Origin of the sequence: Aeromonas sp. BIGb0445 (assembly GCF_024809075.1) — a bacterium.
Taxonomy (GTDB): domain Bacteria; phylum Pseudomonadota; class Gammaproteobacteria; order Enterobacterales; family Aeromonadaceae; genus Aeromonas; species Aeromonas rivuli.
This window is the reverse complement of the sequence record NZ_JANUES010000014.1, coordinates 61,988-77,301: the sequence shown is the minus strand read 5'-3', so window position 1 is coordinate 77,301 and position 15,314 is coordinate 61,988. Positions and strand designations below refer to the sequence as shown.

The 15,314-nt window shown below is 60.6% G+C and carries 12 protein-coding genes and 1 tRNA gene; 6 read left to right on the top strand and 7 right to left on the bottom strand.

Annotation, left to right across the window (positions count from 1 at the left end; genetic code table 11):
- The first annotated feature begins 9 nt into the window (after positions 1 to 9).
- The 3 genes from M2367_RS18535 (at position 10) to tcdA (ending at position 2,687) form a co-directional block, all read left to right on the top strand.
- Positions 10 to 86: transfer RNA gene (locus M2367_RS18535), tRNA-Asp, on the top strand.
- Between the two features lie 229 nt (positions 87 to 315).
- The gene (gene modF, locus M2367_RS18530) at positions 316 to 1,764 is read left to right on the top strand and encodes a molybdate ABC transporter ATP-binding protein ModF (RefSeq protein ID WP_259237747.1); all 1,449 of its coding nucleotides are present in this window, start codon (positions 316 to 318) and stop codon (positions 1,762 to 1,764) included.
- Between the two features lie 104 nt (positions 1,765 to 1,868).
- Positions 1,869 to 2,687, top strand: a complete 819-nt coding sequence (gene tcdA / locus M2367_RS18525; protein ID WP_042044127.1) for a tRNA cyclic N6-threonylcarbamoyladenosine(37) synthase TcdA — start codon at positions 1,869 to 1,871, stop codon at positions 2,685 to 2,687.
- Between the two features lie 52 nt (positions 2,688 to 2,739).
- Here the strand turns inward: tcdA and M2367_RS18520 are convergent, their stop codons facing one another.
- Positions 2,740 to 3,177 (bottom strand): SufE family protein, encoded by a 438-nt coding sequence (locus M2367_RS18520; protein WP_042044108.1) that lies wholly within the window; start codon positions 3,175 to 3,177, stop codon positions 2,740 to 2,742.
- 14 nt (positions 3,178 to 3,191) lie between these two features.
- Positions 3,192 to 4,412 carry an aminotransferase class V-fold PLP-dependent enzyme gene (locus M2367_RS18515; protein ID WP_259237743.1) on the bottom strand — a complete coding sequence of 407 codons (1,221 nt, stop codon included), beginning with the start codon at positions 4,410 to 4,412 and terminating at the stop codon, positions 3,192 to 3,194.
- 144 nt (positions 4,413 to 4,556) lie between these two features.
- Here M2367_RS18515 and rep point away from each other — a divergent pair, with 144 nt between their 5' ends.
- A complete protein-coding gene (rep, locus tag M2367_RS18510; protein WP_259237741.1) occupies positions 4,557 to 6,569 on the top strand; it encodes a DNA helicase Rep in 2,013 nt (670 codons plus the stop codon).
- A gap of 37 nt (positions 6,570 to 6,606) precedes the next feature.
- Here rep and M2367_RS18505 read toward each other — a convergent pair whose 3' ends face one another.
- The 5 genes from M2367_RS18505 to M2367_RS18485 all read right to left on the bottom strand — a co-directional run bounded on the left by M2367_RS18505 (position 6,607) and on the right by M2367_RS18485 (position 12,906).
- Entirely contained in the window at positions 6,607 to 8,892 is a 2,286-nt protein-coding gene (locus tag M2367_RS18505) for a bifunctional diguanylate cyclase/phosphodiesterase (protein WP_259237739.1), read from the bottom strand.
- Between the two features lie 85 nt (positions 8,893 to 8,977).
- The gene (locus M2367_RS18500) at positions 8,978 to 9,439 is read right to left on the bottom strand and encodes a cytochrome c5 family protein (protein WP_042044111.1); all 462 of its coding nucleotides are present in this window, start codon (positions 9,437 to 9,439) and stop codon (positions 8,978 to 8,980) included.
- Positions 9,440 to 9,630: 191 nt separating this feature from the next.
- Positions 9,631 to 10,656, bottom strand: coding sequence for an L-threonine 3-dehydrogenase (gene tdh / locus M2367_RS18495; protein ID WP_042044112.1), 1,026 nt, complete (start codon positions 10,654 to 10,656; stop codon positions 9,631 to 9,633).
- 78 nt (positions 10,657 to 10,734) lie between these two features.
- Positions 10,735 to 11,928, bottom strand: a complete 1,194-nt coding sequence (locus M2367_RS18490; RefSeq protein ID WP_259237733.1) for a glycine C-acetyltransferase — start codon at positions 11,926 to 11,928, stop codon at positions 10,735 to 10,737.
- A gap of 333 nt (positions 11,929 to 12,261) precedes the next feature.
- Positions 12,262 to 12,906 carry a TetR/AcrR family transcriptional regulator gene (locus M2367_RS18485; protein ID WP_259237731.1) on the bottom strand — a complete coding sequence of 215 codons (645 nt, stop codon included), beginning with the start codon at positions 12,904 to 12,906 and terminating at the stop codon, positions 12,262 to 12,264.
- A gap of 148 nt (positions 12,907 to 13,054) precedes the next feature.
- Here M2367_RS18485 and rfaD point away from each other — a divergent pair, with 148 nt between their 5' ends.
- Positions 13,055 to 14,011, top strand: coding sequence for an ADP-glyceromanno-heptose 6-epimerase (gene rfaD / locus M2367_RS18480; protein ID WP_224431592.1), 957 nt, complete (start codon positions 13,055 to 13,057; stop codon positions 14,009 to 14,011).
- A gap of 199 nt (positions 14,012 to 14,210) precedes the next feature.
- Complete coding sequence (locus M2367_RS18475; RefSeq protein WP_259237728.1) at positions 14,211 to 15,302, top strand: glycosyltransferase family 4 protein; 1,092 nt, start codon at positions 14,211 to 14,213, stop codon at positions 15,300 to 15,302.
- Positions 15,303 to 15,314: the final 12 nt, after the last annotated feature.

The window sequence follows — 15,314 nt, the reverse complement described above, 5'->3', positions numbered from 1 at the left end:
CCAAATTGCGGAGCGGTAGTTCAGTTGGTTAGAATACCGGCCTGTCACGCCGGGGGTCGCGGGTTCGAGTCCCGTCCGCTCCGCCAATAAATAGAGAAGGCCTTCCCAATCGGGAAGGCCTTTTTGCTTTTCCGTTGTCGCACCGCTGCATGCCCAGTCCCTTCTTCCGCACTATCACTCCCCTGCATGGCACGCCATCTCCTTTCCCCCAGCTATGCCCAGGGGCTTCCGATGATGGTTGCATCAGCTTTTACTTGGATTTTTTATGGCTGGCCTGCAGTCTGTTTCTAGGATCAAAGGGGGGGATGGCAAGTAATGGCAAGGATAAGCAGCCTTGATGCCCAGTTTTTGCTGAGCAAGGGACGGATTTTTACCTTAAAGACGTTAGAGATTGCAGCAGGGGAGTGCTGGGCTTTCATTGGCAGCAATGGCAGCGGAAAATCGACCCTCGCCAGGATCCTGGCCGACGAGTTGATCCCCAAGGCGGGGGTGTTTGAGCATGATTTAGCTCCCTTGGCGCTCATCTCCCTTGAGCGGTTACAAGCCTTGTTGGCGGCCGACTGGCAGCAGCGCAATAGTGACTGGTTGCTGACCGAAGAGGAGGATGGCTGGCTCACCCGGCAGTTGATCCAGGCCGAGCACAGGGATGCGGCACGTTGCGAGGCCCTGGCGGCGCAATTTGGTATTGCCCATCTGCTTGAGAGACCCTTCCACTACTTGTCGACGGGGGAGACGCGCAAGGTCATGCTCTGCCAGGCCTTGATGGCGCAACCTCGCTTGTTGGTGCTCGACGAGCCCTTTGAGGGACTGGATCAAACCTCCCGCCGGCAGTTGGCCGACGCCTTGCTGGTACTCAAGCAGAGCGGTATCACCCTGATCCTTATCTTGAACCGCATCGAAGAGACGCCGGAGTGGATCGGATCCATGGGCTTGCTTGAGAACGGAACCTTGCTCACTCGGGGGTCACGTCAGGAGGTGCTGGCATCGGCTCGACTGCTGGCGGCTGCACGGCAACAGGCCCTGGCCAGCTTGCCTCTGCCGGAGGCCGACAGTTCCCCCGAGCCGCTGGCTGAGTCGCAACCTCTGGTGATACTGCGTCAGGGGCGAGTCAGCTACGGTGGTGAGGCGGTTATCGAGGGACTGGACTGGCGAGTGGCACCCGGGGAGCACTGGCACCTATGTGGCGCCAACGGGGCGGGCAAGTCTACGCTGTTGAGCCTGGTGTGCGGGGATCATCCTCAGGGTTATGCCAATGATCTGACCCTGTTTGGCCGCAGACGTGGCAGTGGCGAGACCATCTGGGAGATAAAGCGCCATATCGGCCTGGTAAGTTCGAGTCTACATCAGGATTACAGGGTCAACTGTTCGGCGCTGACCCTGGTGTTGTCCGGCTTCTACGACAGCATAGGGTTGTATGAGCGGCCAACGGACAGGCAGCGCAAACTGGCGCTGGCTTGGCTGACTCTGCTTGGCATGGTGGAGTACGCGGATCGCTCCTTTCAGCAGTTGTCCTGGGGTCAGCAGCGTCTGTTGTTGATCGTGCGTGCCATGGTCAAGCATCCTGCCTTGCTGATCCTCGACGAGCCGCTGCAGGGGCTGGATGCGGTCAATCGTCAGCTGGTGCGCCACTGGATCAGCCTTCTGGTGAGTCAGAGTCCCAGCCAACTGCTGTTTGTCTCCCATCATCCGGAGGATGCACCGGACTGCATCAGTCACAGGCTCACATTGCGAGGTCTGAATGACTATCTCGTCGAAGTATTATGAGAGGGATCAGACACTGACGCTGGAGCAATGTCGTCTTCCCCCTGTTCAGGCTGCACCCTGGGGATCAGGCAGGTATAATGACGGCCTTCAAACAAGGTGATGGTATGACTGCAGAGTATTTACAGCGATTCGGGGGCATTGCCCGCCTCTATGGCCAGCAGGCACTGGGTGCCTTCAGCCAGGCCAGGGTGTGCGTGGTGGGGATCGGCGGGGTTGGCTCCTGGGCGGCAGAGGCGCTGGCTCGGGCCGGCATCAACCAGATCACCCTGATCGACATGGATGACATCTGCATCACCAACACCAACCGCCAGATCCATGCCATGCAGGGCACGGTTGGCCGTCTCAAGACGGAAGTGATGGCCGAACGCATTCGGGCCATCAACCCCGATTGCACCGTGACGGAAGTGGATGACTTCGTGACGGCGGACAACCTGGCCGAGCATATCAAGCGGGAATTTGACTATGTGGTCGATGCCATTGATTCGGTCAAAGCCAAGGTAGCGCTCATTGCCTTCTGCAAGCGCAACAAGATCCCTGTCATAGTGGCAGGCGGCGCTGGCGGCCAGATGGACCCGACCCAAATCACAGTGGCAGACCTGGCCAAGACGGTGCAGGATCCCCTGGCCGCCAAGGTGCGCTCGGACTTGCGCCGGTTGCACAATTTCAGCAAGAACCCGGCGCGCAGGTTCGGGGTGGAGTGCGTCTTCTCCACCGAGCAGCTGAGTTACCCCGATGGCCATGGCGGCACCTGTCACGCCAAGGCGACCAGTGACGGCAACATGAAGATGGATTGTGCCTCGGGTTTTGGCGCCGTGACACCAGTGACCGCTACCTTCGGTCTGGTGGCCGCATCCCGGGTGCTGAAGAAGATAGCCGAGCGAGGTGCCAAGGCTGACAGGATAGTGGCAGACTCGCAGCAATGAAGAGAGCGCCTCAGGGCGCTCTCTTTGTATCAGCAGTGCTTGGCGCTGTGACTCAGCTGGCGGCCAGGACTCGTATCCCCTGCACTATGGCCCTGAGCCCGTTGCCCCGCGACGGGCTCAGGTGTTTCTCCAGCCCCAGCTCGCTGAAATAGGCTTCGATATCAAAAGCCTGGATTGCCTCTGCGCGTTGGTGATTGAAGGCTGCCAGTACCAGCACAATGAGGCCGCGCACGATGCGAGCATCGGAGTCACAGGCGAAGTGCCAGCAACCATCCTCACTCCGCTCCCCTCTCAACCAGGCCTGGCTCTCGCAACCCTTGAGGCGATGATCTTCCTGTTGCCACTCGGGCGGCAATACAGGCAGCTGCTTGCCGAGCTGGATGATGAGTCGATATTGGTTCTCCCAGCCATGGGCTGCTGCAAACTGCTGACGCAGGGTGTCGGCGTTTGGCTCAATGCCGATGGCGGTATAGCGTTCGAGAGTGTGCATGCTGGTCATCCGCCTTAAAAGAAGTCACTTAACTTGTGCAGCGCCGCCAGCAGGGCATCCACATCGTTCCGATTGTTGTAACAGGCCAATGAGGCCCGCATTGTGCCGCTCAGTCCCAGGCTCTCCATCAACGGCATGGCGCAGTGATGGCCGACCCGCAGCGCTATGCCCTGCATGTCGAGCAGGGTGGCGGCATCTTGCGGGTGGATCTCTTCGAGCAGGAAAGAGACGGCGCCGGATCGCTGCAGCGGCTCACCGATGAGGCGCAGCCCCGGCACCTGACGCAAGCCTGTCACCAGATGGTCGGTGAGTGCCTGTTCATGGCGTACCAGGGCAGCTCTGTCTTGCGCCGTGACAAAGTCGATGGCACTGGCGAGGCCGATAGCGCCAGCAATATGAGGGGTACCGGCCTCGAACTTGAAGGGCAGGCTGTTGAAACTGGTACCGGCGAAGCTGACCCTGTCGATCATCTCGCCCCCCGCCTGCCAGGGCGGTATCCGTTCCAGCAGGGCCGCTTTACCCCAGAGCACACCTATTCCGGTCGGGCCATAGAGCTTGTGGCCGGAGAAAACGTAGAAGTCGCAGCCAATGGCTTGCACATCCACCTCAAGGTGAGCCACCGCCTGGGCGCCATCGATCAGGGTAAGGGCACCGACTGTCTTGGCGGCGGCGACTATCTGCTTCACCGGGTTGACGGTGCCCAGAGCATTGGAGACATGGGCGACGCTCACCAGCCGGGTGCGCGGCGTGAGCAGGGCCCGATAGGCCACCATATCCAGATCGCCACGCTCGTTCAGGGGGATCACCTTGATGATGGCGCCGGTGCGCTCGGCAACCAGCTGCCAGGGGACGATGTTGGCGTGATGCTCCAGGGTACTGAGCACTATCTCATCCCCCACCTCAAGTTCGCTGGCCCCCCAGCTTTGGGCGACCAGGTTGATAGCTTCAGTGGCGCCACGGGTCCAGATGATCTCGCGCTGATGAGGGGCATTGATAAAGCGGGCCAGGGTCTCGCGGGCCCCCTCGAAGGCGAGGGTGGCGCGACCGCTCAGGGCATGGGCGGCGCGATGCACGTTGGCATTGTCGGTACGATAGAAGCCGTCCATCGCGGCCAGTACGGCATGAGGCTTGTGGGTGGTGGCGGCATTGTCGAGATAGACGAGAGGGTGGCCATTGACCTGTTGGGCCAGGGCCGGAAACTGGTCGCGCAGCCGGGCGTGTTCTTGCAGGTTCATGCTCCCCTCGTCATCTCTTGGAAAAGTCGGCCATGATCCGGAAAAAGGCGGGCAAACACAAGGTGAAGTGTCGTGCCCATTTCGGTGGATGCGGCTATCTCTGCTACAATGCTGCCCCTCATCATAAGCCAAGAGATCCGGCCCATGAAGCTCAACCCCAATCAGAATGAAGCGGTCAAGTTTGTTTCCGGCCCTTGCCTGGTGCTGGCGGGTGCCGGATCGGGCAAGACCCGCGTCATCACCAACAAGATTGCCTATCTGGTGCAGCAGTGCGGCTATGACGCGCGCAATATCGCCGCCGTCACCTTCACCAACAAGGCGGCGCGGGAGATGAAGGCACGGGTCGGTCAGACCCTGGGCCGCAAGGAGGCGCGGGGGCTGATGGTCTCCACCTTCCATACCCTGGGTCTGGATATCATTCGCCGTGAGCACAAGACGCTGAATCTCAAGGCGAACTTCTCCCTGTTCGACGACACCGACCAGTTGGCCCTGCTCAAGGAGCTGACTGAAGCCGAGCTCGATAACGACAAGGACAAGTTGTCGGCCCTGATCAGCCAGATCTCCAACTGGAAGAATGACCTCATCTTGCCCCCTCGCGCCATGCGCATCGCCCAGGGGCCCGAAGAGGTGCTGATGGCCCAGCTCTATGAGCGTTATCACCGCCAGATGGTGGCCTACAACGCCCTGGATTTTGATGATCTCATCGTGATGCCGACCCTGCTGCTCAAGAGCAACGACGAGGTGCGCACCCGCTGGCAGAACAAGATCCGCTACCTGTTGGTCGATGAGTATCAGGACACCAACACCAGCCAGTACGAGCTGGTGAAGCAGATTGTCGGCGAGCGGGCCCGTTTCACCGTGGTGGGGGACGATGACCAGTCGATCTACTCCTGGCGAGGCGCCAAGCCCCAGAACCTGGTGCTGCTCAACGAGGATTTTCCCAGTCTCAAGCTCATCAAGCTGGAGCAGAACTACCGCTCCAAGCGGCGCATTCTGAAATGCGCCAACATCCTGATCGCCAACAACCCCCACGTGTTCGACAAGGCGCTGTTCTCCGAGCTCGATAACGGGGTGCCAATCAAGGTGTTGTTTGCCAAGAACGAGGAACACGAAGCGGAGCGCATCGCCGCCGAGCTGATGGGCCACAAGTTCATGAATCGCACCAGCTTCAAGGATTACGCCATCCTCTACCGGGGCAACCATCAGTCGCGCATCTTCGAAAAAGCGCTGATGACCAACCGCATCCCCTATCGCATCTCCGGTGGCACCTCGTTTTTCTCGCGCACCGAGATCAAGGACATCATGGCCTACCTCAAGCTGCTGGTGAATCCGGACGAGGACACAGCATTTTTGCGAGTGGTCAACCTGCCGCGCCGGGAGATAGGCCCCACCACCCTGGAGAAGCTTGGCCAATATGCCAACCAGCGTGGCAAGAGCCTGTTTGCCGCCAGTTTCGAGCTGGGGCTGGAGCAGCATCTCTCCGGTCGCGGGCTGGTCGCCCTGCAGGCCTTCACCAACTGGCTGGTGCGCCTTGGCGATCAGGCGCTGCGCGGCAACCCGGTGGAGGCGGTGCGGGACATGATCAAGGAGATCCACTATGAAGAGTGGCTCTACGAGACCTCTCCGAGCCCCAAGGCCGCCGAGATGCGGATGCAGAACGTCTCCACCCTCTATCGCTGGATCACCGAGATGCTGGAGGGGGACGAGTTGGAAGAGTCGATGACACTCGCCCAAGTGGTCACCCGACTCACTCTGCGGGACATGATGGAGCGCAACGAGGGGGAAGATGAGGCCGATCAGGTGCAGTTGATGACGCTGCACGCCTCCAAGGGGTTGGAGTTTCCCTATGTCTTCATGGTGGGCATGGAGGAGGGGTTGCTGCCGCACCAGACCAGCATCGATGAAGACAACGTGGAGGAGGAGCGCCGCCTCGCCTACGTGGGCATCACCCGCGCCCAGACCGAACTGACCTTCACCCTCTGCAAGGAGCGGCGCCAATATGGGGAGTCGGTGCGCCCCGAACCGAGCCGTTTCCTGCTGGAGCTGCCCCAGGACGATCTGGAGTGGGAGAATCAGAAGCAGGTGACGGCGGAGGAGCGCCAGCAGAAGGGGCAGATCGGGGTCGCCAATCTGCGCGCCATGTTCAAGAAGGATTAATCCGCCCCACCGCCTGACAACCTGCTCGCGCGTGGAGTCAATCCGCTTCCAGGTTGGTTTCTGGCCCCAGCAGCGGCGTGATGTCGTTGCCCGGCAGGGGGGGCGATATGTAGCGACCCTGGCCGAAGGGGCAAGCCAGCTCGATCAGCTGACGCAACTGGGCCTGACTCTCTATGCCCTCCACCACCAGGCTGAGATCCAGGTCGCGGCAGATGTCGCGCATGGCACGGATCAGCGCCAGGTCCTTGGGGGAGTGCAGCATGCGGTGAGTGAGGCCATCGTCTACCTTGACGTAGTCCACCGGGTAGTGGAACAGGGCACTGAGGGAGGAAAAACCGGATCCGAAGTCATCCAGACTGATCTGTATGCCCTTTGCCCTGAGCTCATGCAGGCTGGTAATGATATCTGCATGCTGGCGCGACAACTCCCGCTCGTTGAATTCGAAGATGAGGTAGCTGGGACAGACACCTTCTTCTTCTATGATGGCGAGCAGCGCCTGTATGGCGGCGGGACTGGCCAGATGCTGACCACACAGGTTGACGGCCAGCTTGAACTTGCGCAGGCCCGCCTGGGGTAGCCAGTGGCGCAGTTGCTGGCAGCTCTGACGCAGTATTTTATGATCAAGGGCCTCAATCAGACCGCACTGCTTCGCCAGCGGGATGAAGTCGAAGGCATCCTTGAGCTCACCCTCCCGGGTGATCCAGCGTGCCATTACCTCCAATCCCACCAGACAGTTGTCCTCGAGCCGGATCACCGGCTGGAAGTAGGGGATGATGCGCCCCTCGGCCAGGGCGTTACTCAACAGGGCTTCTGGTGAAGACCAGGCCTGTTCCATGCACTCGACCGAGTAGTGGACAACCCGGGCGCGGCCATTGCGCTTGGCCTGGTACATGGCGAGATCCGCCTGATGGAGCAGCTCGCTCACATCCTGACTCTGTTCGGACACGCTGGTCACTCCCATGCTCACCGTCACCGTGACCTCTTTGCCCGCCAGCCTGAAAGGGTAATCGAGCCGGCTGATGATGCGGTTCAGCACCGGGCTGGTTCCCTCCTCTCCCATGCTGTTATCCAGATAGATGACGAACTCGTCACCCCCGAGCCGCGCCAGCAGATCATTCTGGCGCAGGCAGCTTTGCAGGCGACGGCCCAGCTCCCTGAGCAGCAGATCGCCGTTGTTGTGACCGAGTTCGTCATTGATCTGCTTGAAGTGATCGATATCGAGGAAGATCACCGTGAAACCGACGCCACCATGACGTTGATAGTGGCTCATGGCGTGATGGAGGTGATTCATCAGCAGGCTGCGATTGGGCAGGCCGGTGAGGGGATCATGCAGGGCATCGAATTGCAGTTTGCGTTCCAGCTCCTGGTGCTGACGCAGCTGTTTTTGCAGGCGAAGATTGGCCTGACGTAGCAACTGCAGGCGGTGATTGAGCCGGTCTGGGGAGTTGAATTCGTTCAGTTGCTGACGGATCTGGCCCAGCTCCAGCAAGAGGGTGAGCTGGTTACGCAGGAAATCGAGGAAGAGGCGATCGTCGGTACCCAGGGGCGCCGAGGTCGCTAGCAGCAGGTGGGCGAAGTAGTGCTGCTGCAAGCGCAGGGGCGTACTGCACCAGTGTTGGCCGCCCAGTTCCCGCTCGGTCGGATTGGTTTCGTGGCAGAGTTGGCGGATGACATCATCATCTCCCGGGTCCTGGCTTGGATAGAGGTGACTGATCTCGCTGCGCCCGAGGCGCACCAGCCGCAGCTGATGGGCGCCCAGAATGCGTTGCAACGCGGCATCCAGCTGGGTCAACAATGCCTGGGTTGGCAGGCTGTTGGCCAGACGCAGGATGCGGTTGATCTGCTCTATCTTGTGTTGCCAGGCGGGATCCCGGCCGATCAGCGGTGAGGCGGGTTCGGCCAGTCTGGCGTGAGCATTGGCCTCCGCCAGTCGCTTGGCCAGGCACTCGAGCAGCAATCTGAGACTGGCCTGGTCCTGAGGGTCGCCCTGCACCAGCAACCAGCGTGCCCGCCCCTCGCTGATGGGCAGCACACACCAGCCCAACTCGGCATCCAGCGCCATCAGGTGCTCGCTCAGTGCAGGCTCTTCCCGGCCGAGTTGCCCCTTGAACATGGGATCAAGGTTGCGCTCGAACAGCCAGACGGGGCCCTGGGTACCGAGACCGAGCAGGCCTATCTGATGCAGAGGGCAGAGTTGCTCAAGGTCATCAAACAGCTGATGGTAATCCGCCCTGCTGGCTTGTTCGGGTGGCGGGAAGGCGAGGATGGTGCTGACCAGCGCCAGCAAGGGATGGGCATCCTGATCGAGAGGGTTAGCGGACATCATGGACTCCCGGGTGACGCTACCCTACAAGGGTAGTCGCAAGCCATGATAATAAAAGGGCCGCAATTGCGGCCCTTTCAATGACTTAGATTTTATCTGTCATGAAGTGAATGGCATTCTCAATCTCTTCATCACTACAGCTGGCACAGGTTCCGCGTGGCGGCATGACCCCATGGGTGCCAGTGAAGCCTTCGATGGCATGCTTGCGCAAGGTGTCGAAACCCTGAGCCACACGGGGTTCCCAGGCTGCCTTGTCACCGCGCTTGGGCGCACCGGCGGCACCGGTATCGTGACAGGCGAAGCAGGCGCCCTTGTAGACAGTCTCGCCATCACGGGGACCAGACGAGGCGGTACTAGCGGTGGCCGCCGGGGCTATCCCTTCCAGATCCTTGGCGGTATAGACATCACCTACGGGCTTGATCCGTTCGGCGATAGCGTCGGGCGACATTTCGTCGGCGGCACTCTTTGCCGCAAGGGCGGCACCGGACAGGCTGGCAACCGCAATGCCGGCGACCAGTAAACAGCTCAGTTTTCTCAACACGCTCATGTACTCCCAGCAGGCTCTTATTATCCCTAGAAACGGCGGGATTATAACCGAATAGTTACAAGCATTTAAACGCTTGTGTGTGAAGTGTTAAGCAGTCTGTGCGCCAGATCTGCCTCCCTGCTCCCTGTGGTGGTTATAGCAGAAACCCGGCCGGGGCCGGGTTTCTGGATAAGAGGGGGCCTGGGAGAACATTAATCCCAGTTGAGTATCACTTTGCCAGACTTGCCTGACCCCATGGCTTCGAAGCCCTGCTGGAAGTCATCGATATGGAAGTGGTGGGTGATGATGGGGCTGAGATCCAGGCCTGACTGGATGAGGCTCGCCATCTTGTACCAGGTCTCAAACATTTCCCGGCCGTAGATACCCTTGATAAACAGTCCCTTGAAGATGACCTGATTCCAGTCGATCGCCATGGTGGAGGGGGGGATGCCGAGCATGGCTATCTTGCCGCCATGGTTCATCTTGGCCAGCATGTCCTGGAAGGCGGAGGGCACACCGGACATCTCCAGTCCGACATCGAAGCCTTCGGTCATGCCAAGATCTGCCATCACATCGGCCAGGGACTCCTTGCTGACGTTGACGGCGCGGGTGGCACCCATCTTGCGGGCCAGTTCGAGCCGGTATTCGTTGACGTCGGTGATCACTACATGACGGGCACCCACATGGCGGCAGACGGCGGCGGCCATGATGCCGATGGGGCCGGCACCGGTGATGAGCACGTCTTCGCCGACCAGATCGAAGGAGAGCGCGGTGTGCACGGCATTGCCGAAGGGATCGAAGATGGCGGCCAGTTCATCGGGGATGTTGTCCGGCAGCTTGAAGGCGTTGAAGGCCGGGATCACCAGATATTCGGCGAAGCTGCCCGGGCGGTTGACACCGACCCCGACGGTATTGCGGCACAGGTGGGTGCGGCCGGCGCGGCAGTTGCGGCAGTGTCCGCAGGTGATGTGGCCTTCGCCTGAGACGCGGTCGCCGATGGCGAAGCCACGCACTTCCTGGCCGATGGCGACCACTTCCCCCACGTATTCATGGCCGACCACCATGGGCACGGGAATGGTCTTCTGGGCCCACTCGTCCCAGTTGTAGATATGCATGTCGGTACCGCAGATGGCGGTCTTGCGGATCTTGATCAGCAGATCGTTATGGCCGAGCTCGGGGGCGGGCACATCCGTCATCCAGATGCCGGGTTCGGATTTGAGTTTGGAGAGTGCTTTCATGACGGTTCCTCACGGGCCGAGCCCGGTGCAGAGGTGGAGCTATGGGTCTTTTAAAAAGGGGCCTGCTGGCCCCTCATATTATTGGATGATGTTCAGGTCGCGGCCGATGCGGATGAAAGCATCGATGGCCTTGTCCAGCTGTTCACGGGTGTGGGCGGCAGACATCTGGGTGCGGATGCGCGCCTGGCCCTTGGGCACCACGGGGAAGGAGAAGCCCACCACATAGATGCCTTCGGCCAGCATGCGGGTCGCCATCTCGGAGGCCAGCTTGGCATCCCCCAGCATCACCGGGATGATGGCGTGATCGGCGCCCGCCAGGGTGAAACCAGCGGCACTCATGCGCGCGCGGAAGTAGTCGCTGTTCTCTTTGAGCTGGGCGCGCAGGGCATGGCCGCTTTCCAGCAGCTCGAGCACCTTGAGGGTGGCCGAGACGATGGAGGGCGCCAGGGAGTTGGAGAACAGATAGGGGCGCGAGCGCTGACGCAACCAGTCGATCACCTCTTTCTTGCCTGAGGTGTAGCCACCGGAGGCGCCACCGAGGGCCTTGCCCAGGGTGCCGGTGATGATGTCGACTCTGTCCAGTACGTCGCAGTATTCGTGGGTGCCACGACCGTTTTCGCCGATGAAACCGACGGCGTGGGAGTCATCCACCATGACCATGGCATCATATTTGTCCGCCAGATCGCACACGGACTTGAGGTCGGCGATGACCCCATCCATGGAGAAGACACCGTCGGTGGCGATCAGCTTGAAGCGGGCGCCATCGGCTTGCGCCTGCTTGAGCTGGGCTTCCAGATCCGCCATGTCGTTGTTGGCGTAGCGGTAGCGTTTCGCCTTGCACAACCTGACCCCGTCGATGATGGAGGCGTGGTTGAGGGCATCGGAGATGATGGCGTCTTCGGCCCCGAATAGGGTCTCGAACAGACCTCCGTTGGCATCGAAACAGGAGGAGTAGAGGATGGTGTCCTCGGTGCCGAGGAAGGCGGAGAGCTGCTGCTCCAGTACCTTGTGGCTGTCCTGGGTGCCGCAGATGAAGCGTACCGAGGCCATGCCGAAGCCGTGGCTGTCGAGGCCGGCCTTGGCGGCGGCAATCAGCTCGGGGTGATTGGCCAGACCGAGGTAGTTGTTGGCGCAGAAGTTCAACACCTGCTGCTGACCCACGGCGATGCTCGCCTGTTGCGCCGAGCTGATGATGCGTTCCTGCTTGTAGAGGCCCTCAGCTTGCACTTGCTCAAGCTGCTCGGTCAGGTGACGATAGAATCCGTTAGACATCCTCGATCCTCATTGGCTATTACAGCCTTGTATCAATATTGGGCAACATTTTACTGCAACTTCGCCGCATCAATTCAAATTTTTATGCTGATATTCAACATCTGTGAAACAGATCACCCGCCGAGTTGAGTCGAGGAGGCTCAGCGTCAGGGTTGCGGAGGAAAAAGGGGTCAATTGGGTTGTGGTTGGCGAAGGGCCATCGCCGACCCTGGTCGGCGATGGAGACACAGCTGACGGGATCGGGTGGGGGACGGATCCCTGACGCAGCCGCCTGTCGGCGTCAGCGGGAGATGTTGCGTCGCGGCGGGCTAATCCAGAGCCTGTCACGCCGCGTCAGCCATCAATCTGCGCCAGCTGACGGTAGTGTTGTTCGAGCTGCTGGATCTGTTCGCTGATCTGGGGCTGGACATAGGGTCGCAGCAGGAAGAGCACCCGCAGCACCCCCTGATAGAGCAGCGGCTTGGTGATGCGGGTATGGGGGGCCTGGGCTATCTGGAACGGGATCCAGCAGGTGACCACCATCTTGATGGTCTGGCCCAGATCCGGCAGATCCTGGTCGCTGACCTCTATGATGCCCCCCTCGCGCAGACTCTTGAGCAGGGCCTCCACGGCGGATCTCAGCTGCTCCTGGGCCTTGAGATATTTCTGCTGCAACAGTTCGTCGCGACTGAGGATATCCGGCAGGTTGGCGTAGAAGAAACGGAACTGCCACATCAGATAGAAGATGGCATCCAGGTAGCCCATCAGCTCATCGAGCTTGATCTCCTTGCTGCGTGCCGGGGTAAAGCTCTCGCTCAGGTGGCGGGCATACTGGTCGAAGATGGAGTGGATGATGTCTTCTTTATTGCGAAAGTGGTAGTAGAGGTTGCCCGGGCTGATACCGAGGTGGGCGGCGATATGGTTGGTGGTGATGTTGCGCTCGCCCTGGTCGTTGAACAGTTCGGTGGCGCTGTGAATGATCCTGTCTCTGGTTTTCATCGCTGGTCCCTCTGCCGGGCCCGCCTTGCGTCGAGGTCGTATCCCCTGGCGGCCCGTGATAAACTTTTCGGCAATTTCAAATTGGCTCACTATACACAGCTTTAATCGGCCGTCACACGTGGGCATCAACGCAGGCGAGGCAAACTCCATGATCGTAGTAACTGGCGGTGCAGGCTTTATCGGTAGCAATCTGGTCAAGCAACTCAATGCCATGGGGCGGACCGATGTGGTGGTCATCGACGATCTGACCGATGGCACCAAGTTCGTCAACCTGGTCGACCTGACCATTGCCGATTACATGGACAAGGACGAGTTCCAGGCGCGTATCGTCTCCGGGGATGAGTTCGAGGAGTGGGACGGCGGCATCGAAGTGATCTTCCATGAAGGCGCCTGCTCCGCGACCACCGAGTGGAACGGCAAGTTCATCATGGAGGTCAACTACGAGTACTCCAAGGATCTGTTCCACTACTGCATCGAGCGCGAGACGCCCTTCATCTATGCTTCGTCCGCAGCGACCTATGGTGGCCGCAATGACAACTTCATCGAAGATCCCAGGTTCGAGCAGCCCCTCAACGTCTACGGCTACTCCAAGCAGCTGTTCGACCAGTACGTGCGCCGCTGGCTGCCGGAGATCAACTCCCAGGTCGTCGGTCTGAAGTACTTCAACGTCTATGGCCCCCGTGAGCAGCACAAGGACGCCATGGCATCGGTTGCCTTCCACCTCAACACCCAGGTGAAGAAGGGCGAGAATCCCAAGCTGTTCGAAGGCTGCGACGGTTTCCCCGATGGCGGCCAGATGCGCGATTTCATCTATGTGGATGATGTCTGCAAGGTGAACCTCTGGTTCTGGCAGAACCCGCAACAGTCCGGCATCTTCAACTGCGGTACCGGCCGTGCCGAGCCGTTCCAGAGCGTGGCCGAGGCGGTGATAAAGCACCATCAGCAGGGCAGCATAGAGTACATCCCCTTCCCGGATCACCTCAGAGGCCGTTACCAGAGCTTCACCCAGGCCGATCTGACCCGCCTGCGCGGCGCCGGTTATGACGGCGAGTTCAAGACGGTTGCCGAAGGCGTTGCCGACTATATGGCCTGGTTGAACCGCTAAGCTGATCTGAGCTCAGGTTGCGCGGCGCCGGTTATGACGGCGAGTTCAAGACGGTTGCCGAAGGCGTTGCTGACTATATGGCCTGGTTGAACCGCTAAGCCGATATGAATTGCACGGCCTGAGCCAATGCCATCACAGGGCGCCTTATGGGGCGCCCTGTCTGTTTGAGGCACAGCTGAGTGATGACGTGAGGAGTGAGATGACACAGTTACTGCATATTTGCCTCTCCAAAGGGTGGGGTGGCCTGGAGATGTATCCGCTACGGGTCGGCAGCGGCATGATGGAACGTGGCTGGCGGCTCTATGGCCTGGCGCTGCGTGGCAGCAAGGTGGCCGAGGGCATGAAGGAGCGGGGCTTCGAGGTGTTCGAGGTGGACTCCCGTGGTCAGGCCTTGTGTCAGCTGCTCAGCCTGCGGCGCTGGCTCAAGGCGCGAGCGATCCGGCTGGTGCATTGCCACAAGTCCGGAGATTTGTTGTTGGGGGCCCTGCTCAAGAGTCTGCTGCCGTTGCGGCTGCTGTTCACCGAGCACATGGGGGTAACGGGTCCTAAGCGGGATCTGCTTCATCGCTGGATCTATGGCAAGGTGGATCTGGTGCTCTCCATCAGTGACGAGACCCGCCGTCGCAACCTCAAGGCGCTGCCGCTCCCCGCCTCGCGTATCGAGCGGCTCTGGCTTGGTACCGATCTGGCCACCAGCGAAGAGCTCCCAGCCGGGATCCGCGCCGAGCTGGGGGTGGCGCAAGATGCGCTGCTGCTCGGGGTACTGGGCCGGATCGGCCGTGGCAAGGGCCAGCGCGATCTGCTGGAGGCCTTCTTGCTGCTCGCAACCCGTCATCCGCACCTGCATCTGTTGATCGTGGGGGGCACCTCGGCGAGCGAAGGGTCGGACGAGGCGGTGGTCACTGCGCTGCGTCAGCGGGCCGCCGAGGCCGGCATGAGCGATCGGGTGCTGTTCACCGGGTTTCGTCGCGATACCCCGCGCATGCTGCGGGTCATGGATCTGGTCGCCATTCCCTCCCATAACGAGGCGTTCGGTCTGACGGTGATAGAGGCGATGGCGGCGGGCAAGGCCATCGTCGGTGCCAGCACGGGGGCCGTGCCCGAGGTACTGGGGGAGGCTGGTCTGTTGGCGGTGCCCACGGATCCGGCCGCGCTGGCCGCCCAGATTGAGCGACTGCTGATGGATGAGGCACTGCGCCAGCAACTCGGTCAGGCGGCCAGAGCGCGCGCCGAGCGGGAGTTCAGCATGAGCCATCATCTGGATGAGCTGGCTCGCCGTTACCTGGCATGATGGGGGGCCTCC

Bases quoted from the DNA above. Each gene is read 5' to 3' on its own strand.
- modF (WP_259237747.1), top strand. From the start codon at position 316: ATGGCAAGGATAAGCAGCCTTGATGCCCAGTTTTTGCTGAGCAAGGGA.
- tcdA (WP_042044127.1), top strand. From the start codon at position 1,869: ATGACTGCAGAGTATTTACAGCGATTCGGGGGCATTGCCCGCCTCTAT.
- M2367_RS18520 (WP_042044108.1), bottom strand. From the start codon at position 3,177: ATGCACACTCTCGAACGCTATACCGCCATCGGCATTGAGCCAAACGCC.
- M2367_RS18515 (WP_259237743.1), bottom strand. From the start codon at position 4,412: ATGAACCTGCAAGAACACGCCCGGCTGCGCGACCAGTTTCCGGCCCTG.
- rep (WP_259237741.1), top strand. From the start codon at position 4,557: ATGAAGCTCAACCCCAATCAGAATGAAGCGGTCAAGTTTGTTTCCGGC.
- M2367_RS18505 (WP_259237739.1), bottom strand. From the start codon at position 8,892: ATGTCCGCTAACCCTCTCGATCAGGATGCCCATCCCTTGCTGGCGCTG.
- M2367_RS18500 (WP_042044111.1), bottom strand. From the start codon at position 9,439: ATGAGCGTGTTGAGAAAACTGAGCTGTTTACTGGTCGCCGGCATTGCG.
- tdh (WP_042044112.1), bottom strand. From the start codon at position 10,656: ATGAAAGCACTCTCCAAACTCAAATCCGAACCCGGCATCTGGATGACG.
- M2367_RS18490 (WP_259237733.1), bottom strand. From the start codon at position 11,928: ATGTCTAACGGATTCTATCGTCACCTGACCGAGCAGCTTGAGCAAGTG.
- M2367_RS18485 (WP_259237731.1), bottom strand. From the start codon at position 12,906: ATGAAAACCAGAGACAGGATCATTCACAGCGCCACCGAACTGTTCAAC.
- rfaD (WP_224431592.1), top strand. From the start codon at position 13,055: ATGATCGTAGTAACTGGCGGTGCAGGCTTTATCGGTAGCAATCTGGTC.
- M2367_RS18475 (WP_259237728.1), top strand. From the start codon at position 14,211: ATGACACAGTTACTGCATATTTGCCTCTCCAAAGGGTGGGGTGGCCTG.